Below are 24317 nucleotides of genomic sequence, written 5' to 3'. Positions count from 1 at the left end.
CTGGGGCATCCAATGGTCGAGGAGCGCGGAACGACCAGCTCCGCGCGCACGGACAAGCACTGCGAGGCGATCCGATCCATGACGCAATCGACGACGGAACCGGCCCGCCAGGACCACACCCCCGACCCGCCCGCCGCCCCGTCCGCCCGGGCCGGGGTCTCCTTCCCCCAGGACCGCGGCTGCCCCTACCAGCCGCCCACCGGCTACACACCGCTGCGCGAGGCGGGCCCGCTCGGCCGCGTCACGCTCTACGACGGCCGCACGGTCCGGGTCGTCACCGGGCACACCCTCGCCCGTGAGCTGCTCGCCGACCCGCGGCTCTCCAGCGACCGGGACCGGCCCGGCTTCCCGGCGACGACCGAGCGGCTCGCCCAGATGCGCTCGCGGCGCGTGGCGCTGCTCGGTGTGGACGATCCCGAGCACAACACCCAGCGCCGCATGCTGATCCCGAGCTTCTCCCTGAAGCGGATCGCCGCGCTGCGCCCGCGGATCCAGGAGACCGTGGACCGGCTGCTCGACGCGGTGGAGCGGCAGGGGCCGCCGGCCGAGCTCGTCGGGGCGTTCGCGCTGCCGGTGCCGTCCATGGTGATCTGCGCGCTGCTGGGCGTGCCCTACGCCGACCACGAGTTCTTCGAGGAGCGCTCGCGGCGGCTGCTGCGCGGGCCCGGCGTCCGTGACGTGGAGCGGGCCAGGACCGAACTGGAGACGTACCTCGGCGAGCTGATCGACCGCAAGCGGCGCGATCCGGGCGAGGGCCTGCTGGACGAGCTGATCCACCGCGGGTCGGGGGACGGGCCGCCCGACCGTGACCAGCTGATCGCGTTCGCGGTGATCCTGCTGGTCGCCGGGCACGAGACGACGGCGAACATGATCTCGCTCGGTACGTTCACACTGCTGCGCCATCCCGAACAGCTCGCCGCGCTACGGTCCGGGCGGACCACGACGGCCGTGGTCGTGGAGGAGCTGCTCCGCTACCTGTCGATCGCGGACGGGCTGCTGCGCGTGGCGACCGAGGACCTGGAGGTGGCCGGGGAGACGATCCGGGCCGGTGAGGGCGTGGTCTTCTCGACCTCGGTGATCAACCGGGACGCGGTGGCGTTCGCGGCGCCGGACGCTCTCGACTGGGACCGCTCGGCACGCCATCACCTCGCGTTCGGCTTCGGCATCCACCAGTGCCTGGGACAGAACCTGGCCCGCGCCGAACTGGAGATCGCATTGCACACCCTCTTCGCCCGGCTGCCGGGGCTCAGGCTGGCCGCCCCCGCCGAGGAGATCCCCTTCAAACCGGGCGACACGATCCAGGGCATGCTCGAACTGCCCGTGGCGTGGTGAGCGCCGTGCGGATCGAGATCGACAAGGAGCGCTGCGTGGGCGCCGGCATGTGCGCGCTGACGGCGCCCGACGTGTTCACGCAGGACGACGACGGATTCAGCGAAGTGCTCCCCGGCGCCACCGAGCGGGCCGGGGAGCACCCGATGGTGAAGGAGGCGGTACGGGCCTGCCCGGTGGGGGCGGTGACACTCACCGGACCGTGACCGCCCCGCGTTCACCTGTGCGGCACCACGGTCACCGGGCAGGGGGCGTGGTGCAGTACGGCGTGGGCGACCGAGCCGATCCGGGCGCCCACGGCGGTGCGGCGGGCGCGCCGCCCGACGACCAGGAGCTGCGCCCGGGGTGCCACCGAGAGCAGCACCTGGCCCGCGCTGCCGATCTCCACGTGCTCGGTGACGGGCACGTCGGGGAAGCGCTCGCGCCAGGGGGCCAGGGCCTCGCCGAGCGCCTTCCTCTCGTACGGTTCCATGCCGCCGGACTCGTCGAGCAGCTCCAGCGAGGCGGGGCTGTACGCGAACACCGGCGGCAGGCTCCAGGCGCGTACCGCGCGCACGCTCGCGCCGCGGGCCGCCGCCGTGCGGAAGGCGAACTCCATGGCGGCGGCGCTGTCCAGCGGGTCGCCCTCCTGCCCGACGACCACCTCGCGTCCGGCCGCCTCCGCGGCCGCCCGGTCGTCCGCGCGGACCAGCACCACGGGCCGCTCGGCGCGGGCGATGACCTGCTGGCCGACCGAGCCGAGCAGGAAACCGAGGAGCCGACCCTGGCCCCGTGCCCCCAGGGCCAGCAGCTCCGCGTCCCGGGCGACGGCGAGCAGCGCCTCGGCGGCGTCCTTCTCGTCCAGGACGTCGGTGGTGGTCGCGAGTCCGGGGTGCCGGTCGGCGATCTCCTGCTCGGTCTCGGCCAGGAGGTCACGGGCCCACCGGGCCTGCACGTCCTCGTCGGCGGCGAGGGCCGGCGTCTGCGGTGCGGGCGTCCCCACGTGCACCAGGCGCAGCGGCACCTCGCGCCGCACCGCCTCCCGCGCCGCCCAGGCGGCCGCTGCCGCGCTCTCGGGTGATCCGTCCACTCCCGCGGTGATCGGCCGGCTCATGGGGCCTCCTCCTGGTCTGTCACTACGTCGCCCTCATGCCCTCGCAGGGCACGCCGACGATCTTGCCTCACCTCGCCGGTTGTCCACTGGTGACCTTCGCACGCTTCTGCGGGCGCAGGAAGCGGGGCCAGCCTCCCGGCGGGCGCTCCCCCACGCCCAGAGTACGCAGCCTGGCGAGGACGGCCGGGTCCTGCGCGTCGAGCCAGTCGACGAACTGCCGGAAGGAGACGAGCCGTACGTCTTTCTTGTCGGCGACCCGCTTGAGGGTCTCCTCGACGGCGTCCATGTAGATGCCGCCGTTCCACTCCTCGAAGTGGTTCCCGATGAAGAACGGGGCCCGGTTCGTCTCGTAGGCGCGCCGGAACCCGGCGAGGTAGGACTGCGTGGCCTGGGTGCGCCAGCCCGGGTAGTTGGAGGACGGTGCCCGCGTCGAGTTCCTCGACTGGTTGGCGAGGATGTTGTAGTCCATCGACAGGACCTCGAAGCGGTGGCCGGGGAACGGGATGCTCTGCAGCGGCAGGTCCCATACGCCCTGCTTCTTGTCGGGCCAGCGCTGCAGGCCGCCGGGGGACGACGCGTCGTAGCGCCAGCCCAGCTCCCGGGCGACCGGCAGCAGGTTCTCCTGGCCGAGCAGGCAGGGCGTACGGCCGCCGATGAGCTCCTTGTCGTAGTCGAAGGGCAGCGACGGGTGCTCGTGCCAGCCGGTGTTGGTGCGCCAGGTCTTGACGAACGCCTGGGCCTGCTCGATCTCGCTGCGCCAGTGCGCCGCGCTCCAGTTGGCGACGGAGCCGGGGCCGCCGCAGAAGTGCCCGTTGAAGTGCGTGCCGATCTCGTGGCCCGCCAGCCAGGCCTGGTGGACGTGGTTCAGGGTCTCCTTGACGTGCCCGTCGCTGAGGTAGCCGATGTCGGAGGCGCCGACGGGGTTGTTCGGCGGGTTGTACAGGCGCTTCTTCGACTCGGGCAGGAGGTAGACGCCCGAGAGGAAGAAGGTCATGTGGGCGTTGTGCTCGCGGGCCAGTTCCAGGAACCGCGGGAACAGACCGTTGCCGACCTCGCCCGCGCCGTCCCAGGAGAAGACGACGAACTGCGGTGGCCGCTCGCCCGCTTCGAGCGGGACGGCCGCGGCCGGCTGGCGGGGCTGCGCGCCGGTGTACGCGGTCGAGCCGTCGCCGATCAGCAGGGGCGCGGCCTTCTTCGGCGGGCCCGCGGGCTGTTCCGGACGGCGCCCCGGGCCGGCCGGCGGCAGCTCGCCCTCCGCGCCGCTGCCGCAGCCCGTGAGTGTCGTGGCCGCGGCGCCCAGGCCGATGCCGAGCCCCAGGCGCGCCGCGCCTCTGCGGCTGATTCCACTCATGCGCATCCTCGTCCGCGCCGGGTCAGGGCGCGTTGTGTGTCCCCCCTCACGGACACCGACCTCCGCACCGTAAATCCGACAAACGGATAAACAGCCCATTTGGTACGGCGTGCCGTACGAAAGGACGGGCCGAGGGGCGGGGGCCACACCGGCTTCATCAGGCGCTCACCCCGGATGTGCGCAGCGGCGTTCCCCGCGGCGGCCCGGCGATCTGCGCTCGGCGGCAACGCAGCGCGCCACGACCCGACGAACGAGCCCGGCATCACCGATCCGGCGGGCCTGCCGCGCTGACCCGGCCCGGACCCGGGGGAGGTCAGTCCTCGCCGACGACCTTCCCCGGGTTGAACAGGTCCAGCGGGTCGAGTGTCCGCTTCACCGCGCGCTGCATCGAGCAGACGGCCGGACCCAGTTCGGCGCGCATGCCGCCGCGCTTGAGCAGGCCGACGCCGTGCTCGCCGGTGACGGTGCCGCCCGCGGCGATCGCGGCCTGGAGCAGCTCCTCGAAGGCGGCCTGCGCGGCGACACGGGCCGCCTCGTCGCCGGGCGGGGTGATCAGCAGCGGGTGCAGGTTGCCGTCCCCGGCGTGCGCGATGGTGGCGATGCGCACCCCGTGCCGGTGGCCGATCTCCTCGATGGTGGCGAGCATCTCGGGCACGGCCGAACGCGGCACGCAGAGATCCTCGGTGAGGACGGGGCCGAGCCGCTCCAGCGCGGGATAGGCGAGGCGTCGTACGTCGAAGAGCGCCTCGGCCTCGACGGCGTCGGTGGACTGCTCGGCCCAGAGCGCCCCGGCCTCCTGGAAGGCGGCGGTCACCGCGTCGGCCTCGACGGCGCCCGCGTCGCCCGCCGCGTCGACCCGGGCCAGCAGCATCGCCTCGGCGCCCGGCTCGATGCCCAGGTGCTTCCACTCCTCGACGGCCTCCATGCAGGCGCGGTCGAGGAGTTCGAGGGCGGCGGGCGCGAGGCCGCGACGGGTGACGAGGGCGACCGCGGCGCCGGCGGCGACCAGGCTGTCGAAGGCGCCGACGACCGTGCGCGGTTCGGCGACGGGGGCGGGCCGCAGCCGCAGCGTGATCTCCGTGATGACACCGAAGGTGCCCTCGGAGCCGACGAACAGGCTCGTCAGGTCGTAGCCGCTGACGCCCTTGGTGGTGCGCCGGCCGAGCCGGACCCGGCTGCCGTACTCACCGGCCGGGCCGCCCATGACGACTTCGAGGCCGAGGACGTAGTCGCGGGTGACACCGTACTTGAGGCAGCACAGGCCGCCCGCGTTCGTCGACACGTTCCCGCCGATCGTGGACCAGGGGGCGCTGGCCGGGTCCGGCGGGTACCACAGGCCGTGCTCGGCGACGGCGGCCTTCAGGTCGTTGTTGACGACGCCCGGCTGGACGACGGCGAGCAGGTTCTCGGGGTCGATCTCCAGGACGCGGTTCATCCGGGAGACGTCGAGGACGACGCAGCCGTCGACCGCGTTGGCGCCGCCCGACAGACCGGTGCCCGCGCCGCGCGTGACGACGGGTATCCGGCGCGCCGCGCAGGCCCGCACCACCGCCTGCACCTCCTCGGCGGAGCCGGCCCTGACCGCCGCGAGCGGGCGGCCCACGGGCGCCCACTCGGCGTCGTCGCGGCCGAGCGAGGCGAGTACGTCCGCATCGGTGACCAGGGTGCTCCCCGGCAGCGCGTCGGCCAGTTCGCGCACCTTGTCTGCTGTGTCCGCCGTGGTTCCTGCCGTGTTGATGTCGTGCCTCCAGAGCATGTGCGGGTGACCGGCTGGTTCGCGGGGTCACTGCCGGACACCATGATGGAGCGACATCGACGGGCGGGAAGCGGGGGCCCTGTCCCGCCTCAGGCCGGGAGCGTGAGGACCGCCTTCACGCGTTTGCCGACCGGCACCCGTTCGACGGTGACCTCGGCGAGCATGTCCACGATCTCCAGGCCGTGGCCGCCGATCCGGCCCGGGTCCCGGGGGTAGCGGCGCGGCACGGCGGCGCTGCTGTCGTAGACGGCGACCGTGATCTGGCCCACGGTCCCTTCGAGCTCCAGGACGTACGGGCCGCGGCTGTGCCGGTCCGCGTTGGTGACCAGCTCACTGACGACGAGGAGCACGTCTCCCGCGGCCTTGCGGTCGACGTCGACGCACCACTCCTGGGTCAGCTGCGCCAGAAACGTCTCCGCGAAGGTACGGGCCCGCGCTATGCAGCCCGGTTCGCCGGAATATTGCGTCATCCGCCGCAGCGGCTCGACAGGCGTGTCGAAGCCAATTGGGATCACTGCCCCGTCCACATGCTCGATCATTCGCGTCTCTTTCGATCGGGCCCGTGATGGTCAGGCCCCCGCAGGCATGCTGATACCCCGAGTCGGGCGAGGCAGTCCTACGGGATCGTGGTGTGACTGTCACACGGTGCGGTCGTTTGAAGGACGAAGCCCATCACGCCCTTCGACGCGGGAGATCCGCCCATGCCGACCCTTCGCCGTGGCCGACCGGCCCAGCGCACCCGGATAGCCGCCGAGCGGGCCGAGGCCGCCCTGGTCGACCAGTACACCGCGCTCGTCCGCCTCGCCTACCTGACACTTCCCGCCGCCCTGTCCCGGCACCGCAGGGTGCTCATGGCGCACGCGGCGGCCCAGCGCGCCCTGCCCGGCGCGCGGCCGGTCCGCGTGCCGGGCCCCCGGGCCGCGGGCGCCGGGCCGGGCGACGCGGAGGACGCCCTGCGGGTGCGGGTGCTGCGGTCCGCCCTGGCCGGGGCGCACCGCCCGGCCGGCTGGCCCGCGGTGCTGCCGCCGCCCCGGGCGCTGCTGCCGCGGCTGCCCGTGGTGTGGGGGCTGCGGATGTTCCCGCGGGCCGGCGGCGCCGAGGAGATCGCCCTCGGACAGGCGCTGGCCGGGGCGTCGGCGCCGGCCAGGGCCGCGTTCGTGCTCCGCCGGGTCGACGGGTTCTCCGCCGGCCGCGCGGCGGCTCTGCTGGGCGCAGCCGGGGTGACGGACCCCGGCGACGTCGTCCGGGAGGCCGCGGGTCTCGACGCCGGGGCGGGCGCCGCCGCCGAGGCTCTGCTGCGCTCCCAGGAGTTCGACGCCTGCTCGGTGCAGACGCGGCCCACGGACCTGATCCGGCGCTCGCGCCGCAGGCGGTTCGCCTGGGCGCTGGGCGCGCTCGCCCTGATCACGGCGGTCGTGCTCACCACGCCCGGCGGCGACTCCGCCGGCCACCCGGCTCCCCGCGCGACCGCGGCCCGGGCGGGCGCCCTGGACGCCGGCCGGTTGGCGCGCGCGGCGGCGGACGAGTGGGCGGACACCTCCCGGGTCGACTTCACGGTCTGGCCCGCACGGGGCGGCCGCACCGGCGACGAGGCGTTGCTGGCGCGGGCCCTGGATTCCTGGGCGGCGTCCTCGGGCGCCGTCGCGGTGACGAGGACGCCCGGTACTCCGGCGGACGCGCCGCCCCGCACGCCCCAGCTGCTGTTCGCCGGGGACGTCGACGGGCACGGCGTGGTGCTGCTCCACGACGGTGACCGGCTGGCCCGGTACGCCGACCCCGTCGGCGACGGGCGCGCCACACTCGATCTGGCCCGCGTGGACGACGCCGATGTGACGACCGCGGCCGCGGTCGTGCTCTCCCGTGCCGACGGCGCCGCCCGCTACCTCACCGCCCCATGGGTCACCGAGGTCACCCGGCGTGATCTGCTGCGGCCCGACACCCCCGCGAAGCCCGTGCACCTCTCCGGGGACGGGCTGACCGACGCCGTGCCGGTCGCTCCGGCGGGGGGCTGCGCCCGGCGGCCGGTGCTGCAACTGCGTTCCTCCGCGCGCATCGTGGAGCACCATGCGTTCCTGGTCGCGGATCTCGGCGGGCTCTCGCCGGCGCATCTCACGTACACGCCGCTGCCAGGACACGGCACGCCCCCGCCGCGTCAGCCGCGTGAGGCGACGGGCGGCCGGGCCCTGCTGGCGTGGGCGCGGACCGCCTGTGGGCTCACACCCTGGCGGGGCGGCGCGGTGCGCGCCGTGAACGCGTGGGACTTCGCCGAGCAGGAGCTGCCGGAGGACGGCGGCCACGCGGTGTGGTCGTGCGCCCGCGCCTCGACCTGGCGCGGCCCCGGTGACGTGGCCCTGCTGCTGCGCGCGCCCGCCTCGTCGGCCGCCGCGCCCGCCCGGGTCGTCGGGCGGGCGCGGTCCACGGCCGCCTGCAGCCGGTTCGGGCAGCACGTGGTGGCTTCCGCCCGGTGGGAGTCCCCGAAGGGGCACTGGTATCTCGTGGCGGCGGGCAGCCGTGCGGTCGCCCGGATCACGGTGAGCGGCGCGGTGGACACCGCACGCGACGGCCGGGTGCTGGCCGTGCGGGCGCCCGAGCGGGGCGCGGCTCGGGTGACGGCGCGGCTGGACAACGGGGAGCGGCTGCCGGAGGTCGGTTCCTGAGCGGCGCCGCCCGGACCGAGGAGAAGCACGACAAGCAGGTCGAGCCAGGACAAGCGCTGGGCCCCCGTCCGTGTGGACGGGGGCCCAGTGTGGGGGTCCGTCGGCTCACCGCGCTGCCCGGGCGCCGGCCGACACCCGGTCAGCCAGGTACGTCACCATCCCCGGCGACCACCAGGAACGCGTCCGAATCCAGGTCCATCACTACCTTCGCGGACCGTCCCTGAGCTCGCAGCCGCGCGGCGTACTCCTCCGCCGGCCAGGATCCACGGGGCGCCCCCGCCGGAAATCGCCGCAACACCTTTGTCTGCATATCGCCGACACCTCCACACCGTCCGCACCGCACGGACGGTTCGCACCCGGTGACCGTCCGTTGTCCCTTGTGCTGCGCTTGCCCGCATCCGGAGAGACCATGCACGGGACACCGTGTCGGCCCGGGACTCATGCATCCGCGCAGGTCCCGGAGGAGGAAAGGAGTGAGGTGCCGCTGGGTGCGGTCAGCCGGTCCCTGTTCCCTCACCTCTGCCGGGAGTACTTCTGTGCGTGTCCGTGTCGTTCTGTTCACCGCCGACCTGCGGGTCCATGATCATCCGCCGCTGCGGGCCGCCCTGAACGCCTCCGACGCGGTGGTGCCGCTCTTCGTCCGGGACACGGGGATCGCCGCGACCGGGTACCCGGCGCCGAACCGGGAGGCCTTCCTCGCCGACTGCCTGCGGGACCTCGACGCGGGGCTGCGGCGGCGCGGCGGGCGGCTCGTGGTCCGGTACGGGGACGTGGCGGAGGAGGTCGCGAAGGTGGTGACCGAGACGGACGCGTGCGCGGTGCATCTGGCGGGCGACGTCAGCGCCTACGCCCGGCGGCGGGAGGACCGGCTGCGGAGCGCGCTGCACGGCATCGGCTGCGAGGTGATCGTCCACGACGCGGTGGTGACCTGTGTGCCGCCGGGCGCGGTCACCCCGGCGGCCAGGGACCACTTCGCCGTGTTCACGCCGTACCACCGGCAGTGGGAGCGGCAGCCCACGCGGGCCGTGCACCGGGCGCCGCGCGCCGTCACCGTGCCGGACGGCGTCGGCTCGGAGCCGCTGCCCGGGCGCGACGCCGTCCCCGGTGTGTCGCCGGGTCTCGCCGAGGGTGGCGAGCGGGCGGGCCGGGCGCGCCTGGCCGCCTGGCTGCGCTCGGGGATCGCCGCGTACGAGGACCGGCACGACGACATGGCGGGCGACGCGACCTCGCGGCTCTCCCCCGATCTGCACTTCGGGACGGTCAGCCCGGTCGAGGCGGTCCACCGGGCGCGGGCGGCAGGCGGCCCCGGCGCGGAGGCGTTCGTACGGCAGCTGGCGTGGCGGGACTTCCACCACCAGGTGCTGGCCGCCTGCCCGGCCGCCGCGCACGACGACTACCGCACCCGGCACGACCGGTGGCGCGGGGAGCGGTCGGCGCGCCGGGAGATCGAGGCGTGGCGGCAGGGGCGTACCGGATTCCCGGTGATCGACGCGGCCATGCGGCAACTGCGCCACGAGGGGTGGATGCACAACCGGGCCCGGCTGCTGACGGCGAGTTTCCTCGCCAAGACGCTGTACGTCGACTGGCGGATCGGCGCCCGGCACTTCCTGGACCTGCTCGTGGACGGGGACATCGCCAACAATCAGATGAACTGGCAGTGGATGGCGGGCACCGGCACCGACAGCCGGCCCAACCGGGTGCTGAATCCGGTGACGCAGGGCAAGCGCTACGACCCGGACGGGGCGTACGTACGCCGCTGGGTGCCGGAGCTGGCGGGGCTGTCCGGACGCGCGGTGCACGAGCCGTGGAAGCTGACGGGCAAGGACCGGGCCGCGTACGACTATCCGGAGCCGCTGCTCGAACTGGCCGACGGGCTGGCCCGGTTCAGACGGGCGCGGGACGTTCGGTGAGTTCGGGGTAGAGCCGTTCGATGCTGGTCAGCGCCTGCGGCAGCGTCGCCGGGCGCAGCGCGCCGCGGACCGTGCGCCCCGCCCAGCCCGGCCCGCCGAGCAGCACGGCGGGGCCGCCCCGGGCGCCGCGCACACCCCATCGGGTGTCGGTGAGGTGCCGGGCCAGCGGCATGGAGGCGGTCGACCGGGCCTGCGCCCACAGCACGACGACGCGCGGGCCCGTCCGGCGTACGGCCGCCGCGACCGCCTCGACGGGCACGGCCGCCCCGAACATGCGCTGCGGCAGGCCGAGTTCGTCGAGGGCGGCGCTGAGCGCCTCCAGGGGCAGCGAGTGCTGTTCGGCTGGTACACAGGCCAGGACGAGCGGCGGTACGGCCGTGGGGCCGTGCGCGGTGGCGCCACGGTGCAGGGTGCGCGAGACCTGGCAGGACAGCAGGTGTTCGACCTCGACGTAGCGGTCGCCCGCCTCCTCCCACTTGCGGCCGATCGCGTGCAGCGTCGGCGCCATCACGTCCTGCCAGGCGGCGACCAGGCCGTGCCGCGCCACCGCCCGGGCCAGCAGCTCCGCCACGGCGGCCGCGTCGAGGCGGGTGGCGGCGCGCGCCAGGCCGCGGCGCTCCCGTTCCAGCGCTGCCTCCGAGGGTCTCGCCGGTGCGCGGCGCGGGCCCGGGACGACGGCGGTACGGCCGCTGTCCTGGCGTTTGCCGGCCAGCCGCGCGGCCTCGGCGGGCGGCAGGCCCGTGGCCGTGAGACGGCACATCTCCTCGACGACCGAGACGTCCTGCGGGGACCAGCGCCGGTGGTGGCCCTCGGCCCGCTCGGCGGGGCCGAGGCCGTAGCGCCGGTCCCAGGTGCGCAGGGTCGTCGGTGAGACCCCCAGCCGCCGGGCGAGGGCGCCGGTGGTGACCCCGGGTTCCGTCGTCGGCGCGTCGCGCCCGTCCCGCTTCTCGCTCATCGGCTCACGATACGACGCACAAACGACGCGAGTTGCCGTTCGACCGCGTCTGTTTCCAGGATGACCGGTCCATGGACGGGGAGGCGTCCCGGCCGTCCGGTTCCCGTCCGGAAAAGGTCAAGTCCGGGGACGTCGCGAGGGGTTGACACACCGTTGATGAGCGCTGGGGTTCGGCCGGACACAGGCACCGCGTCCAGGTCGTCCGGGCCGGCGGCCGGGGCGGACCCGGCGCACCTGGCCGACCTGTACCTGCGGTGGGGTCCCCTGGTGTTCCAACTCGCCCGGCGGGCGCTGGGGAACAGCCGGGACGCGGAGGACGTCACGCAGCAGGTGTTCCTCGCCGCATGGCGCGGGCGAGCCGGGTACCGGCCCGAACGCGGCTCGGTGGCGGCCTGGCTGACGGGGATCGCCCGGCACCACATCGCGGACGCGCTGGCCTCGCGCACCCGGCGGGCGGAGCTGCTGGAGGGGTTGGCCGCCAGACGTACGGTGGCGGTGGAGGAGACGGAGGCGGCGCTCGACCGGGTGCTGGTCTCCCAGGAACTGGCACGGCTGCCGGTGCCGCAGCGCACGGTCCTGTGGCTCGCCTTCTACGAGGATCTGACCCAGCCGCAGATCGCGGACCGCACGGGTTGGCCGCTGGGCACGGTCAAGAGCCATGCGCGGCGCGGGATGGGGCGGTTGCGCATCCGGCTTCGGGAGTACGGAAAAATCTCCGGCCCGGGTGCATCCGTGCGGGGTCTCGCGCCCGAAGTACCGGACAGCCTCGTGTGACCGCCCTCGCGACGGCGAGGCGACCCGGACCCTGCCGCCTCGCGTCCTCGACGGAGTCGGCGCCGCCGAGGTACGCCCCCGGGGGACGGTGCCCGCCCGGGCACCGTCCCCCGGGGGTTCCCACGGGCGCGGGGCGTCGCTCCCGGCTAGGGTCTGCGATCATGAGTGTCCGATCCGTACAGATCCGTGAACTTCCCGAGTCCGACATCGAGCGTGCTCTCGCGCTCGCCTATCTGGTCTTCCACGAGTCACCGCGGGACGAGCGGCGCGAGCACCACCGCGAGACGCTGACCGCGTTCCTGCGTATCGGCGCCTACGAGGGCGAGGAGCTGGTCGGGTTCGCCGCCGCGCACCCGTTCTCGGTGTCCGTGCCCGGCGGCGGTGAACTCCCCTGCCCCGGGTTGACGTTCGTGTCGGTGGCGCCGACGCACCGGCGGCGCGGCGTGCTCTCCGGGATGATCACCGAGCTGTTCGCACGGTGCGCGCGGCAGGGCGCCCCGCTCGTGGCGCTGTGGGCGTCGGAGTCGTCGATCTACGGCCGGTACGGCTTCGGTCCCGGCGCGTACGGCGCGAGCGTGCGGATCGACTCGCGGCGGCCGCTGGCGCTGCGCGTCACGCCCGACCCCCGCCCCCTGCGGCTGGTCGACCCGTCGGCCGCCCCCGCGCTGCTCGGCCCGTACTTCGAACGGACGCGGGCGCAGCGGGCGGGCAGGCAGGCGCGCACGGAGGCGTGGTGGCGCGAGGAGTGGCTGGTCGAGAAGGACGAGAGCGACGACGCTCTGTCGCCGCCGCGGATCGTGGCGCTGGGCGATCCGCTCGCCGGGTACGCGGTCTACCGCACCAAGCCGGGCGACGAGGACACGGCCGCCCCGGGTCTGGTGCGGGTCGACGACCTGGAGGCCGACGGCCCCGAGGAGGCGGCCGCGCTGTGGAGCTATCTGAGCGCGATCGACCTGACCGGCACCGTGCGGGCCTGGGGCCGGCCGGTGGACGATCCGCTGCTGTTGATCGCGGCGGACCGGGACCAGGTGCGGGTCACGGAGTCGTTCCCTTCGCTGTGGGTGCGGCTCGTCGATGTGCGGGCGGCGCTGGAGGCCCGTACGTGGGCGGCGCCCGTGGACATGGTGCTCGCGGTCCGTGACGAACAGGTGCCGGCGAACGCGGGCAGGTACCGGCTGATCGCGTCGCCCGACGGGTTCTCCTACGCGCCGACGGGGGACGACCCGGATCTCTCGCTGGACGTGCGCGATCTGGCGACGGCCTACATGGGTGCGACGCCGGTGCGGGCCCTGGTGCGGGCGGGGCTGGTCGTCGAGCACAAGCCGGACGCGGCGTCGATGCTCGATGCCGCGCTCCGCACGGACCTGCTGCCCCACACGCTCGACGAGTTCTGAGGAGCCTGTCCTTCGAGAACCCCCGCCGCGCCGGCTCGGTCACGGGTCGGACTGTCAGACCGAGGCGTGGGCGCGGGAACGTAGGGCGGTGCGGGCCATGCGCAGGGCGTCCACGGACTCGGCGAGGAGTTCGTACTCGGTGGTCTCGTCCCGGGTGGCCACACGGACGAGCCGGCCGCCCGCCAGCTCCTCGGCGACGCGCTCCTGCTGGGCGGTGTCCGCGCACCAGGCGCGCAGCAGGGCGGGCACGTCCGGGGTGTCGTCGCCGACCGGCATCAGGGCGCCCTCGGGCAGGTGCGGCTGGCCGGGGCGTGGATCGAGGCGTTCGGCGATCCAGGCGGCACGGTCGCGCAGCCACCACAGGGCGAGCGGCAGGGTGGGCGCGCGGTAGGTGCCGAGCGGAACTCCGACGCGCCGTCCGCCGCAGATTCCGTACGCGGTGACATGGCACAGGAATTCATCGTGCACGATCTCCCCCAATGCCCGGCGCCATTGATCACTGCCTGTTCGGCAATTGATCAGCGATCGACCCCGGCGGCGGAAGCGATCAAGATTGTCGATCTGCCGCGCGCCGCCAGGGAACGGAATTCAACCGTCCCACCCGTCGAGTATCGGCACTTCGCACGCACTGTCACCACGCTTTTCTGGCCAGTCTCCTGGCATATTCAGGCACTCCGTTGGCCGAAATCGGCGTGGTCGACGAAACTGCACTCCATGCACTCCCATGACGTACTCATCGACGGCTACGGCCGCATTCAGGAAGAAGTACACGCGGCGGTCGAGGGACTTTCCGCCGATGATCTCCACGCGCGGCCCGGTGACGGCGCGAATTCCATCGCCTGGCTGATCTGGCATCTCACGCGCGTGCAGGACGACCACGTCGCCGACGCCTCGGGCAAGGAGCAGCTCTGGCTCGCGGGGGGCTGGGCCGACCGTTTCGCCCTGCCGCTGCCCGCGTCCGACACCGGGTACGGCCACACCTCGGAACAGGTCGGCCAGGTGAAGGTCGACTCCGGCGAGCTGCTGCTCGGCTACTACGACGCGGTGCACGAGCAGACGCTGGGCTTCCTCGGGGATCTGAAGGACGCCGCGTTCGACCGCGTCGTGGACGAGAACTGGGACCCGCCCGTGACCCTCGGCGCGCGGCTGGTCAGCGTGCTGGCGGACGACCTCCAGCACGTGGGACAGGCCGCCTACGTACGCGGGCTGCTCTGATCGCTCCGCCGCCTCCCCACGCCACCACCGAACGGCGCTGAACTACTTGTTCAGCGCCGTTTCGCCGTCCGGGCGCACCGCCGTGACGGCCGCCGCGCGCCAGAGGTCTTGACAACTCGATTGGTCTGGACCAGCTTTGGCGCACAGCGGTGGCCACCGTTCACATCCGCTCCCCACCTCTCCCCCGGAGGCACCCCCGTGGACCGTGTACGTCATGGCAGACCCAGCCCCCTGCGCCGGCTCGGCGGCGCACTCGCCGTCACCTCGGCCGCGGCGCTCGGCGTCACCGCGCTCGCCGCTCCCGCGCAGGCCGCGGACGTCAACGTGGCCAAGAACGCCGGCTTCGAGTCGGACCTGTCCAACTGGACCTGTTCGGCGGGCAGCGGCAGCGTCGTCTCCTCGCCCGCGCACGGCGGCGCCAAGGCGCTGAAGGGCACCCCGGCCGGCCAGGACAACGCCAAGTGCACCCAGACCGTCGCGGTCAAGCCCAACTCGACGTACACGCTCAGCAGTTGGGTGCAGGGCGGTTACGCCTACCTCGGCGCGAGCGGCACCGGCACCACCGACGTCTCCACCTGGACGCCGGGGAGTCCGTCCTGGCAGCAGCTGACCACCAGTTTCAAGACCGGCGCGAACACGACGTCGGTGACGGTCTACACGCACGGCTGGTACGGGCAGAGCGCGTACTACGCCGACGACGTGAGCGTCTTCGGGCCCGACGGCGGCGGTGGCAGCGACCCGGTCGTGATACCGGCCGTGCCGTCGGGGCTCGCCGCGGGCGCGACCACCTCGTCCTCCGTCGGCCTGTCCTGGACCCCGGTCTCCACGGCGAGCGGTTACAACGTCTACCGGGACGGCACGAAGGTCGCTTCGGTCACGGGCGCCTCGGCGAGCGTCACGGGGCTCGCGGCCGACACCTCGTACAGCTTCCAGGTCAGCGCGACGAACGCGGCGGGCGAGTCCGCGAGGTCGGCGGCCGTGAGCGCGCGGACGGCCACGTCCGGGGGCGGCGGGGGCGGGGGCACCGTGCCCAAGCACGCGCTGACGGGGTACTGGCAGAACTTCGACAACGGCGCGACCGTGCAGAAGCTGCGGGACGTCCCGGCGCAGTACGACATCATCGCGGTGTCGTTCGCCGACGCCACGACCACGCAGGGACAGATCACCTTCAACCTCGACCCGGCCGTCGGTTATGCCTCCGCCGCCGACTTCAAGGCGGACATCGCCGCCAAGCACGCGGCGGGCAAGTCCGTGATCCTCTCGGTCGGCGGGGAGAAGGGCAGCATCTCGGTCAACAGCGACACGTCGGCGACGGCCTTCGCGAACAGCGCGTACGCGCTCATGCAGGAGTACGGCTTCGACGGCGTCGACATCGACCTGGAGAACGGCCTCAACTCGACGTACATGACGAAGGCGCTGCGTCAGCTGGCCGCCAAGGCCGGGTCGAAGCTGGTGCTCACGATGGCGCCGCAGACCATCGACATGCAGTCCACGTCGGGCGAGTACTTCAAGACCGCGCTGAACGTGAAGGACATCCTCACGGTCGTCAACATGCAGTACTACAACAGCGGTTCGATGCTCGGCTGCGACGGCAAGGTCTACAGCCAGGGCTCGGTGGACTTCCTCACCGCGCTCGCCTGCATCCAGCTGGAGGGCGGCCTCGACCCGTCGCAGGTCGGCATCGGCGTCCCGGCGTCGACGCGCGGGGCGGGCAGCGGCTACGTGGCTCCGTCGGTCGTGAACAACGCGCTGGACTGCCTGGCGCGCGGTACGGGCTGCGGTTCCTTCAAGCCCGCGAAGACCTATCCGGCGCTGCGCGGGGCGATGACCTGGTCGACGAACTGGGACGCGACGGCCGGGAACGCCTGGTCGAACTCGGTCGGGCCCAAGGTGCACACCCTGCCGTGACCCGGGGCGGGTGCCGCCGGCGCGTCCGGCGGCACGTCGTCGCCGGACGCGTCAGCCGCCCATGAAGAGCACCGTGCCGTCGGGGCCCCGCGCCTCGACGCGTGCGCCGTGCTCGACGGTGCGGCTGACCGTGCAGTACTTCTCGTGGGTGAGGCGGATGCCGCTCTCGATGATCTCTGCGGTACGGGTGTCGCCCTCGGGCAGGGCGATCTCGTAGGAGACGCGGACGGTACCGACACGGCCTTCGTCCTCGGGCCGGGAGACCGACTCGACGACGATGCGCAGACCGTCGTGGTCGGCGCCGCGGGCGGTGCGGTCGACGACGAGGCCCCCGCAGCCGCCGAACGCGGCGAGGAGGAGTTCGACGGGGGTGAACGAGGGCGGGCCCGCCTGCGCGGCGTCGGCGGGGGCGATCCGGACCTCGGCTCCCCGCTCGTTGCGGGCGGTCCAGTCGCGCTCGCCGTTACGGACGGTTTCGATGCGGTAGTCGGCCATGGCCGAACCGTAGCGAGGTACCGCGCCCGCGCCGCGCAGGCGGCCCCGGAGTGCGTGGCGGGGGCCTCAGGGCGCCTGCTGCACGTCGCCGCGGGTGGAGGAGGCGACGGTGTCGCGGTGGGCGAAGTCGCCGGGCGGGATCCCCGGATGGTGGCCGGCCGAGGGCGCCGCGGTGGTCGCGGCGGGGCCGAGCGTGAGGCGGGAGACGATCCGGTAGCGGTCGCCCCGGTACAGCGAGTGGACGTACTCCACGGGCCGCCCGGCCGTGTCCGAGGTGAGCCGCTCGAAGAGCAGTGCCGGGGAGAGTTCGGGGACGTCGAGGAGGTCGGCCTCGGCGCGGGTGACGACGGTCGGCTCGATGGCCTGCACTGCTTCGCGGACGTGTACGTCGTGGTGTTCGCGCAGATGGGCGTAGAGGTCGCCGCTCTCCAGCTCCTGGGCGCTCAGCCCCGGGACCAGGTCGGCGCGGATGTGCAGGTGCTCGATGGCCATGGGCGCCCCGTCGACGAGGCGCAGCCGGGCCACGTACACGATCTTCGCGGCGGGTGAGAGGCGCAGCTTGCGGCCGACGCGGGCGCCCGCCTGGATGGTGGTGAACTCCAGGAGCCGGCTCGACCAGGCGCCGGCGGCCTGCGGCACCGTCAACGCCTGTTCCTGGGCGACGAGTTCCTGGGTGATCTTCTGCGGGGCGACGAACATTCCGCGGCCGTGTTCGCGGACGAGAAGGCCGGCGGCCACGAGTTCGTCGACCGCCGCGCGGAGCGTGGGCCGGGAGACGCCGAGCCGGGCGCAGAGTGTGCGCTCGGAGGGGATCGCGTCGCCGGGGCGCTGTGACTCGATGAGTTCCAGGATGTGGTCGCGCACCCGCTCGCGCTTGAGCACCGCACCCGGCGCGTCCGGGTTCTCGACGGTCCCGTCGGCGTTCACGTCCGCCCCCTCGTGCCGTACGACCAGTTGTCTGACCAGTTGACCACGCGGCGGCCTTGATCGACAACTCCCCAGTATTCACAAGGGGGTTGACGCGCCCAATGGTCTATGCCAGCTTTCTCCACCACCAGAGGTCACCTGACCAGTTGGAGAACTGGTCAGGTCCGGCGCCCAGAGGTGAACCGTGAAGCTCCGTATGCTCGCCGGTCTGTCCGCGCTCGTCGCGGTCGCCGGGCTCAGTGCCTGCAGTTCGTCCGGCTCCGGCGACGGGGAAGCCGCCGACGGCGGACGGACCGGTATCGACGTGTGGCTGATGCGCGACAGCGTGTCGGCCGCCTTCCAGAAGCAGTTCGAGAAGGGTTTCGAGGCAGCGCACCCGGACATCGACGTACGGGTCCAGATCCAGGAGTGGGACGGCATCGGTGAGAAGGTCACCGCCGCACTCGCCAGCAACGACGCGCCCGACGTGATCGAGACCGGGAACACCCAGGTCGCCCAGTTCGCGCAGAGCGGCGGCCTGCTGGATCTGAGCGACAAGGTCGACGCGCTCGGCGGCGAGGACTGGCTGAAGGGCCTGGCCGAGCCGGGCGCGTACGAGGGGAAGCAGTACGGCATCCCGTACTACGCGGCCAACCGGGTCGTCATCTACCGCAAGGACCTGTTCGAGAAGGCGGGCGTCGACGCGGCGTCGATCACGACGCGCGACCGGTGGATCGCCGCGACGAAGAAGCTCGACAAGGGGTCTCAGCAGGGCATCTACCTGCCCGGACAGAACTGGTACACCTTCTCCGGCTTCGTCTGGGACGAGGGCGGCGACCTGGCCATCGAGTCCGGGAAGAGCTGGAAGGGCGCGCTGGACACGCCCGAGGCGCTGCGCGCGATGGCGTTCTACAAGAAGCTGCAAGCCCTCGGCAAAGGCCCCAAGGACTCCGACGAGGCGCAGCCGCCGCAAGCCGAGGTGATGGCCAAGGGGCAGGTCGCCCAGGTCGTCGGCGTGCCCGGCGGCGCGGCCGTCGTCACCCAGAACAACCCGGAGCTCAAGGGCAAGCTGGGGTTCTTCCCCGTCCCCGGGAAGACCTCGGGCGCCCCGGGAGCGGTCTTCACCGGCGGCTCCGACCTGGTGATCCCGACCGTGTCGCAGCACCACGACGCCGCGTACACCTTCGTCAAGGAGCTGACCGGCGCCGCCTGGCAGAAGAAGCTCGCCGTCGCGATGAGCTACGTACCGAACAGGACGACGCTCGCCGGCGCCGTCGCCAAGGACCCGGGGGCCTCCGCGATGGCGGTCGGCGCGGCGGTGGGCCACGCGACGCCGAACACGCCCGGCTGGGCGGCCGTCGAGGCGAAGAACCCGGTCAAGGACTACCTGACGGCGGTGCTCACGGGGGCCGATCCGGCGCGGGAGGCGGCGAAGGCGTCCGACGCGATCACGTCGGCGATGAACTCCGGTTCCTGACCGGCGCCCTCGGATCGACCCCGCGAGCCCTGCCGAGCCCCCGCGAGAACCGACGAAAGGAGTGTGCGCCGTGTCGGTCGTCCGCGAGCGGACCGCGCCCCGCCCCCTCACCCGGCCGCCCCGGCACCCACGGGGTCCGTCCCGCCGCGCCACGATGTCCGGCGCCTGGCCGTACCTACTGGTGGCGCCCGCCGTCCTCGGCATGCTGTACCTGCTGCTCTACCCGCTGGGCCGGGCGGTCCTGATCTCCTTCCAGGACTTCGGCCTGCGTCAGCTCATCCTGGGCCACGCCCGCTTCACGGGGTTCGACAACTACACGACACTGCTCTCCGATCCCCGGTTCTGGACCGTCGTCCGCCGCACGTTCCTGTTCATGGCCGTCAGCGTCGCCCTGATCATGGCCCTGTCGACGCTCGTGGCGCTGATGGTGGAGCGGCTCGGCCGGACATGGCGGACAGCGGTGCTCAGCGCGCTCGTGCTCGCGTGGGCGATGCCGGTGGTGGCGGCGACGACCGTGTTCCAGTGGCTGTTCCACTCGGAGTTCGGGATCGTCAACCACACGCTGACCGGTCTCGGTCTCTCCTCGTTCGACGGATATCCGTGGCTGGCGCACGGCCCGGCCGCCTTCACCATCCTGGTGACGCTCGTCGTCTGGCAGTCGGTGCCGTTCGCGGCGATCACCCTCTACTCGGCGCTGACCACCGTGCCGGCCGACCTGTACGAGGCCGCGCGCATCGACGGCGCGTCCGGTCCGCGCGTCTTCCGGTCGATCACGCTGCCCATCGTCCGGCCGATCTTCATGCTGGTGCTGTCGCTGGAGGTGATCTGGACGTTCAAGGCGTTCGTGCAGATCTGGGTGATGACCCGCGGCGGCCCGGGCGACGCGACCACCATCCTGCCGGTGTACGCGGTGCAGACCGCGCTCTCCGGGCAGCGCTACGACCTGGGGGCGGCGGCGTCCATGGTGACGGTGCTGCTCATGTCCGGCGTGCTCGTCGCCTACTTCCGGCAGATGTTCCGGCAGGAGGGCGAGCTGTGACGACCTCGCGTGCGCTGCGGCGCCTCCCGCTCCACGTCGCCGCGACGGTCACGGTGATCGTCTGCCTCTTCCCCGTGTACTGGATGGTGACGACGGCGTTCAGACCCAGCCGCGACATCCAGTCGGACAGTCCCCGGCTGCTGCCGCGGAGCTGGACGCTGGACCACTTCCGGCGGGCGATCGACGCCGACGGGTTCGGCCTGTTCTGGCGCAACAGCGTGCTCGTGACGCTGGGCGCGGTGCTGCTGGCCCTGCTGGTGGCGCTCGGGGCGTCCTTCGCGGTGGCGCGGATGCGGTGGCGGGGGCGGCGGCAGTTCATGCTGATGGTGTTCGTCGCGCAGATGGCGCCCTGGGAGTCGCTGATCATCCCGGTGTACATCATCTCCCGCGACACCGGGATGCTGGACCGGCTGCCGACCCTGACCCTCGTGTACTTCATGATGACGCTGCCGTTCACGATCGTCGTGCTGCGCGGCTTCATCGCGACGATCCCGGCCGAGCTGGAGGAGTCGGCCCAGGTCGACGGCTGTACCCGCGCCGGCGCCTTCCGGCACATCGCCTTCCCGCTGCTCGCGCCGGGCCTGATGGCGACCTCGCTGTTCGGTTACATCACGGCGTGGAACGAGTTCGCGTACGCCAACTTCCTCATCATCAAGCAGCAGGACCACCGGACGCTGCCGGTGTGGCTGTCCTCGTTCCACAACACGTTCGGCACCGACTGGGGCGCCACGATGGCCGCCTCCACCCTCTTCGCGCTGCCCGCCCTGGTGATCTTCCTGGTGATGCAGCGGCACGTCACGTCCGGTTTCGCGGCCGGCGCCGTCAAGGGCTGACCCGCCCCTGCCCGGGGCCCGGTTCCGCTGCCCGCGGGCCCGCGCCGTCCGCAGGCCCGCTCCCCGCTCGGAGGTCCGCAGTGCCCGCACACCGCCCCTCTCTGATCCCGCTCCCCACCCAACTGGCCTTTCGCCCCGGTCACTTCACACTCCGGGCGGACACGACGGTCCGGGTCTCCCCCGGCGCCGGACCCGCCGCCGCACTGCTCCGTACACTCCTCGCGCCGGCCACGGGGCTGCCTCTGCGCGCCGCGTCCGACGGGCCGTTCGTGCTCGCGCTCGATCCCCGGCTGGGCGGGCTGGGCGACGAGGGGTACGGCCTGACGGTCGCGCCGGACGCGGTACTGCTGCGGGCCGCGCACCTCACCGGCCTGCTGCGCGGTGTCCAGACGATCCGCCAACTGCTGCCGACGGGCGCCCTGTTGAGCACCGCGCAGCGCGGGACCGTCTGGCGCGTGCCCTGTGCGGAGATCACCGACGTGCCCCGGCACCCCTGGCGCGGGTTCATGCTCGACGTGGCCCGCCACTTCCAGCCGGTGTCCCTGCTGCGCCGCTACGTCGACCTGCTTGCCCTGCACAAGCTGAACGTGCTGCACCTGCACCTGACCGACGACCAGGGGTGGCGGATGCCGGTCGCGGCGTATCCGCGCCTTACGGAGGTGGGCGGGCGGCGCGCCGAGTCGATGGCGGGACCCTCCGGGAGCCGCCACTTCGACGGCACTCCGCATGAAGGCGCTTACACGCGGCGGGAGTTGACGGACCTCGTGGCGTACGCCGCCGCGCGCGGGGTCACCGTCGTGCCGGAGATAGAGATGCCGGGACACGCGCGGGCCGCCCTCGCCGCCCATCCGGAGCTGGGCACCGTGCCGGGCCGGCGCCTCGACGTGTGGACGCGATGGGGCGTGTGCGAGAGCGTCCTCGGCGTGCACGAGCCGGTGTTCGACTTCTGCCGCACCGTCCTCGACGAGGTCCTCTCGGTGTTCCCTTCGCCGCATGTGCACCTCGGCGGCGACGAGTGCCCCACCACGGAGTGGGCGGCGAGCCCTGCGGCGCGGGCGCGGGCCGCCGCCGAGGGCCTGGCGGACACGGCCGCGCTGCGCGGCTGGTTCCTGGGCCGCGTCGGGGAGTTCCTCGTCGAGCGCGGCCGCACCCCGATGGCGTGGGCGGAGACCGGTGAGGGGCTGCCGCCGCACTTCACGGTCATGACCTGGCGCGACCCCGAGCACACCCGCCTCGCCCTCAAGCGCGGCCACGCGGTGATCAGCGGCCAGCACCGGGCGAGCTACCTGGACTACGCGCAGTCCTACGCCCCGACGGAACCGCAGGCGCAGCCGGGCCCCGTGGTCGATCTCCGCGCGGTCCACGACCACGAGTTGCCGGGCGACACCGACACGGCCGGCCGGCTCCTGGGTATGCAGGCGCAGTTGTGGACCGAGTTCGCCTCGACCGCCGGGCACGTCGACCATCTGGCCTTCCCCCGGCTCTGCGCCCTCGCCGACCGCGCCTGGCACGGCTCGCCGTCCTGGGCCGGCTTCCGGGCGCGGCTCACCGCGCACACGGCCCGGCTCGCCGCGCTCGGCGTGCGGCACGGGCCGCTCGACCCGTACGTCCCCGTCCCCCACCGTTCCGGAGAGGAACCGTCATGAGAAAGAGCATCGCGAGAAGAACGATCGTCACCAGGGCCGTCACCTGCGCCTCGGCCGCCGTGCTCGGCTGCGCGGGTCTCGTCGCGCTCCCGCCGGGGGCCTCCGCCGCCGCGGGCGGCCTGACGGTGCAGTACCACACGGGCAGCACCGGCGGCGACCAGGCCGAGCCGTGGCTGAAGGTCCGCAACACGGGGAGTTCGAGCGTCCCGCTCAGCGCGGTGAAGGTCCGCTACTACTTCAGGTCGGACGCGGCGAGCGCGAGTTACCGCTTCGCGTGCTCGTGGGCGGTCAGGGGCTGCGCCAACGTCACCGGCACGTTCGGCACGCTCGCCCACCCGACGGCGACCGCCGACCGGTATCTGGAGGTCGGCTTCGCCTCCGGCGCCGGATCGCTGGCGGCGGGCGCGGACACGGGCGACCTCCAGCTGCGCTTCTACCGCGCCGACTGGCAGCCGCTGAACCAGGCCGACGACTACTCGTTCGGCGGGGCGCAGTCGGGGTACGCGAACTGGGCGAAGGTCACCGCACAACTCGACGGCGCCGTCGTGTGGGGCTCGGCCCCCGAGGGCAACGACCCGACCGACCCCACGGACCCCACCGACCCCACCGATCCGCCCGGCGACGGAGCCACACTCTTCGACGACTTCGCCTACAGCGCGTACAACGACCCGCGGATCGCGGCGAACGGCTGGAGCGTGCGCTCCAACTCCGGCGGCCCGGGCGTTCCCGGCGCGACCTGGGCGCCGGAGAACGTGACGTTCCCGACCGTGAACGGCAACGCGGTGATGAACCTGGAGACGTCGACCGCGGGGAGCGGCGGCAGCACGGAGCAGACCGAAGTCCTCACCAAGGCCCTGAAGTTCAGGAACGGGACGTACGCGGCGCGCGTGAAGTTCAGTGACGCGCCCAGGAGCGGCCCGGACGGGGACCACCTGGTGCAGACGTTCTTCACCATCAACGACCTCAAGGCGCCGATGGCGGACGACTACGCCGAGTACGACTTCGAGTACCTCCCCAACGGAGGCTGGGGCGAGCCGTCGAACATCCTGTACACGACGTCCTGGGAGACGTACAACCCGGATCCGTGGCAGGCGGTGAACCAGCACACCGAGAGCCGGCGGAGCTACGCCGGCTGGCACGACCTGGTGCTCACCATCGACAACAGCACCATCCGGTACTTCATCGACGGGCAGTTGTTCGGCACGCACGACGCCGCGTACCTGCCGGAGCGACCGATGTCGATCAACTTCAACCAGTGGCTGATCGACCTGGTGGGTCAGACGAGCAGCAGCCCGCGCGCGTACGACCAGCAGGTCGACTACGTGCTGCACGTCAAGGACGAGGTGCTCACGCCGGCTCAGGTGGCGGCGAAGGTGGCCGCGTACCGCTCGGCGGGCCGGACGTTCGAGGACACGGTCCCGGCGGCCTGACGCCCTGACGGGGGTGGGGAGTCCGCGCGCCCCACACGTGCGGACTCCCCCGGTGGTGCTTCCCCTCCCCAGGACGGCCGCCACGGGAGTCGGCGACCGGCCTGGGCCAGAGTCTGCCGTGGGCGGGCCGGGAACTCATCCCGGACCCC

Annotated in this window: 21 protein-coding genes; 13 read left to right on the top strand and 8 right to left on the bottom strand. The window is 73.1% G+C overall.

Translation table 11 applies throughout. From position 1 onward, the window contains the following. Positions 1-78 precede the first annotated feature (78 nt). Entirely contained in the window at positions 79-1332 is a 1254-nt protein-coding gene (locus ACZ45E_RS30135) for a cytochrome P450 (protein ID WP_468226553.1), read from the top strand. A 5-nt stretch (positions 1333-1337) separates the two neighbouring features. After that, positions 1338-1535, top strand: a complete 198-nt coding sequence (locus ACZ45E_RS30130) for a ferredoxin (RefSeq protein ID WP_468226551.1) — start codon at positions 1338-1340, stop codon at positions 1533-1535. Positions 1536-1546: 11 nt separating this feature from the next. On the opposite strand, the gene ACZ45E_RS30125 is transcribed toward ACZ45E_RS30130, so the two are convergent. The 4 genes from ACZ45E_RS30125 to ACZ45E_RS30110 all read right to left on the bottom strand — a co-directional run bounded on the left by ACZ45E_RS30125 (position 1547) and on the right by ACZ45E_RS30110 (position 6068). Next, positions 1547-2422, bottom strand: coding sequence for a universal stress protein (locus ACZ45E_RS30125; protein ID WP_468226549.1), 876 nt, complete (start codon positions 2420-2422; stop codon positions 1547-1549). A 67-nt stretch (positions 2423-2489) separates the two neighbouring features. Beyond that, positions 2490-3773 (bottom strand): polysaccharide deacetylase family protein, encoded by a 1284-nt coding sequence (locus ACZ45E_RS30120; RefSeq protein ID WP_468226546.1) that lies wholly within the window; start codon positions 3771-3773, stop codon positions 2490-2492. 313 nt (positions 3774-4086) lie between these two features. Then, positions 4087-5529 (bottom strand): FAD-binding oxidoreductase, encoded by a 1443-nt coding sequence (locus ACZ45E_RS30115; protein ID WP_468226543.1) that lies wholly within the window; start codon positions 5527-5529, stop codon positions 4087-4089. A gap of 89 nt (positions 5530-5618) precedes the next feature. Next, complete coding sequence (locus ACZ45E_RS30110) at positions 5619-6068, bottom strand: ATP-binding protein (RefSeq protein ID WP_468226541.1); 450 nt, start codon at positions 6066-6068, stop codon at positions 5619-5621. Between the two features lie 162 nt (positions 6069-6230). On the opposite strand from ACZ45E_RS30110, the gene ACZ45E_RS30105 reads away from it, so the two are divergent. Both ACZ45E_RS30105 and ACZ45E_RS30100 read left to right on the top strand, forming a co-directional pair. Then, positions 6231-8186 carry a hypothetical protein gene (locus ACZ45E_RS30105; RefSeq protein WP_468226539.1) on the top strand — a complete coding sequence of 652 codons (1956 nt, stop codon included), beginning with the start codon at positions 6231-6233 and terminating at the stop codon, positions 8184-8186. Between the two features lie 536 nt (positions 8187-8722). Next, positions 8723-10096, top strand: coding sequence for a cryptochrome/photolyase family protein (locus tag ACZ45E_RS30100; RefSeq protein ID WP_468226536.1), 1374 nt, complete (start codon positions 8723-8725; stop codon positions 10094-10096). Here ACZ45E_RS30100 and ACZ45E_RS30095 read toward each other — a convergent pair. Further along, a complete protein-coding gene (locus ACZ45E_RS30095) occupies positions 10071-11051 on the bottom strand; it encodes a MerR family transcriptional regulator (protein ID WP_468226533.1) in 981 nt (326 codons plus the stop codon). The genes ACZ45E_RS30100 and ACZ45E_RS30095 overlap by 26 nt on opposite strands. Positions 11052-11207: 156 nt before the next feature. Here ACZ45E_RS30095 and ACZ45E_RS30090 point away from each other — a divergent pair, with 156 nt between their 5' ends. Both ACZ45E_RS30090 and ACZ45E_RS30085 read left to right on the top strand, forming a co-directional pair. Further along, positions 11208-11825, top strand: a complete 618-nt coding sequence (locus ACZ45E_RS30090) for an RNA polymerase sigma factor (protein WP_468226531.1) — start codon at positions 11208-11210, stop codon at positions 11823-11825. A gap of 161 nt (positions 11826-11986) precedes the next feature. After that, a complete protein-coding gene (locus ACZ45E_RS30085; RefSeq protein ID WP_468226529.1) occupies positions 11987-13219 on the top strand; it encodes a GNAT family N-acetyltransferase in 1233 nt (410 codons plus the stop codon). 54 nt (positions 13220-13273) lie between these two features. On the opposite strand, the gene ACZ45E_RS30080 is transcribed toward ACZ45E_RS30085, so the two are convergent. Then, positions 13274-13687 carry a hypothetical protein gene (locus ACZ45E_RS30080; RefSeq protein ID WP_468226526.1) on the bottom strand — a complete coding sequence of 138 codons (414 nt, stop codon included), beginning with the start codon at positions 13685-13687 and terminating at the stop codon, positions 13274-13276. Between the two features lie 246 nt (positions 13688-13933). Here ACZ45E_RS30080 and ACZ45E_RS30075 point away from each other — a divergent pair, with 246 nt between their 5' ends. Both ACZ45E_RS30075 and ACZ45E_RS30070 read left to right on the top strand, forming a co-directional pair. Continuing rightward, positions 13934-14434 carry a mycothiol transferase gene (locus tag ACZ45E_RS30075; protein WP_468226523.1) on the top strand — a complete coding sequence of 167 codons (501 nt, stop codon included), beginning with the start codon at positions 13934-13936 and terminating at the stop codon, positions 14432-14434. A gap of 198 nt (positions 14435-14632) precedes the next feature. Beyond that, positions 14633-16342, top strand: a complete 1710-nt coding sequence (locus tag ACZ45E_RS30070) for a chitinase (RefSeq protein ID WP_468226520.1) — start codon at positions 14633-14635, stop codon at positions 16340-16342. 51 nt (positions 16343-16393) lie between these two features. Here the strand turns inward: ACZ45E_RS30070 and ACZ45E_RS30065 are convergent, their stop codons facing one another. Further along, positions 16394-16837 carry an OsmC family protein gene (locus ACZ45E_RS30065; protein ID WP_468226518.1) on the bottom strand — a complete coding sequence of 148 codons (444 nt, stop codon included), beginning with the start codon at positions 16835-16837 and terminating at the stop codon, positions 16394-16396. A gap of 66 nt (positions 16838-16903) precedes the next feature. Beyond that, a complete protein-coding gene (locus tag ACZ45E_RS30060) occupies positions 16904-17764 on the bottom strand; it encodes a GntR family transcriptional regulator (RefSeq protein ID WP_468226516.1) in 861 nt (286 codons plus the stop codon). A gap of 184 nt (positions 17765-17948) precedes the next feature. Here ACZ45E_RS30060 and ACZ45E_RS30055 point away from each other — a divergent pair, with 184 nt between their 5' ends. The 5 genes from ACZ45E_RS30055 (at position 17949) to ACZ45E_RS30035 (ending at position 24168) form a co-directional block, all read left to right on the top strand. Further along, the gene (locus ACZ45E_RS30055; RefSeq protein WP_468226514.1) at positions 17949-19220 is read left to right on the top strand and encodes an extracellular solute-binding protein; all 1272 of its coding nucleotides are present in this window, start codon (positions 17949-17951) and stop codon (positions 19218-19220) included. 70 nt (positions 19221-19290) lie between these two features. Then, on the top strand, positions 19291-20259 hold the full coding sequence (locus ACZ45E_RS30050) for a carbohydrate ABC transporter permease (RefSeq protein ID WP_468226511.1): 969 nt from the start codon (positions 19291-19293) through the stop codon (positions 20257-20259). After that, positions 20256-21092, top strand: a complete 837-nt coding sequence (locus ACZ45E_RS30045) for a carbohydrate ABC transporter permease (RefSeq protein ID WP_468226508.1) — start codon at positions 20256-20258, stop codon at positions 21090-21092. The genes ACZ45E_RS30050 and ACZ45E_RS30045 overlap by 4 nt, the downstream gene beginning before the upstream one ends. A gap of 80 nt (positions 21093-21172) precedes the next feature. Next, positions 21173-22738: a beta-N-acetylhexosaminidase gene (locus ACZ45E_RS30040; protein WP_468226504.1), complete on the top strand. Its 1566-nt coding sequence runs from the start codon at positions 21173-21175 to the stop codon at positions 22736-22738. Next, the gene (locus ACZ45E_RS30035) at positions 22735-24168 is read left to right on the top strand and encodes a cellulose binding domain-containing protein (protein ID WP_468226501.1); all 1434 of its coding nucleotides are present in this window, start codon (positions 22735-22737) and stop codon (positions 24166-24168) included. The genes ACZ45E_RS30040 and ACZ45E_RS30035 overlap by 4 nt, the downstream gene beginning before the upstream one ends. Positions 24169-24317 lie beyond the last annotated feature (149 nt).

The organism is Streptomyces sp. NPDC030991 (assembly GCF_055571235.1).
Note: the sequence above shows the minus strand (reverse complement) of the source record. Positions and strands in the feature narration are given on the sequence as shown.

Bases quoted from the DNA above. Each gene is read 5' to 3' on its own strand.
- ACZ45E_RS30085 (WP_468226529.1), top strand. From the start codon at position 11,987: ATGAGTGTCCGATCCGTACAGATCCGTGAACTTCCCGAGTCCGACATC.
- ACZ45E_RS30105 (WP_468226539.1), top strand. From the start codon at position 6,231: ATGCCGACCCTTCGCCGTGGCCGACCGGCCCAGCGCACCCGGATAGCC.
- ACZ45E_RS30135 (WP_468226553.1), top strand. From the start codon at position 79: ATGACGCAATCGACGACGGAACCGGCCCGCCAGGACCACACCCCCGAC.
- ACZ45E_RS30110 (WP_468226541.1), bottom strand. From the start codon at position 6,068: ATGATCGAGCATGTGGACGGGGCAGTGATCCCAATTGGCTTCGACACG.
- ACZ45E_RS30095 (WP_468226533.1), bottom strand. From the start codon at position 11,051: ATGAGCGAGAAGCGGGACGGGCGCGACGCGCCGACGACGGAACCCGGG.
- ACZ45E_RS30065 (WP_468226518.1), bottom strand. From the start codon at position 16,837: ATGGCCGACTACCGCATCGAAACCGTCCGTAACGGCGAGCGCGACTGG.
- ACZ45E_RS30035 (WP_468226501.1), top strand. From the start codon at position 22,735: ATGAGAAAGAGCATCGCGAGAAGAACGATCGTCACCAGGGCCGTCACC.
- ACZ45E_RS30125 (WP_468226549.1), bottom strand. From the start codon at position 2,422: ATGAGCCGGCCGATCACCGCGGGAGTGGACGGATCACCCGAGAGCGCG.
- ACZ45E_RS30090 (WP_468226531.1), top strand. From the start codon at position 11,208: ATGAGCGCTGGGGTTCGGCCGGACACAGGCACCGCGTCCAGGTCGTCC.
- ACZ45E_RS30120 (WP_468226546.1), bottom strand. From the start codon at position 3,773: ATGAGTGGAATCAGCCGCAGAGGCGCGGCGCGCCTGGGGCTCGGCATC.
- ACZ45E_RS30075 (WP_468226523.1), top strand. From the start codon at position 13,934: ATGCACTCCCATGACGTACTCATCGACGGCTACGGCCGCATTCAGGAA.
- ACZ45E_RS30115 (WP_468226543.1), bottom strand. From the start codon at position 5,529: ATGCTCTGGAGGCACGACATCAACACGGCAGGAACCACGGCGGACACA.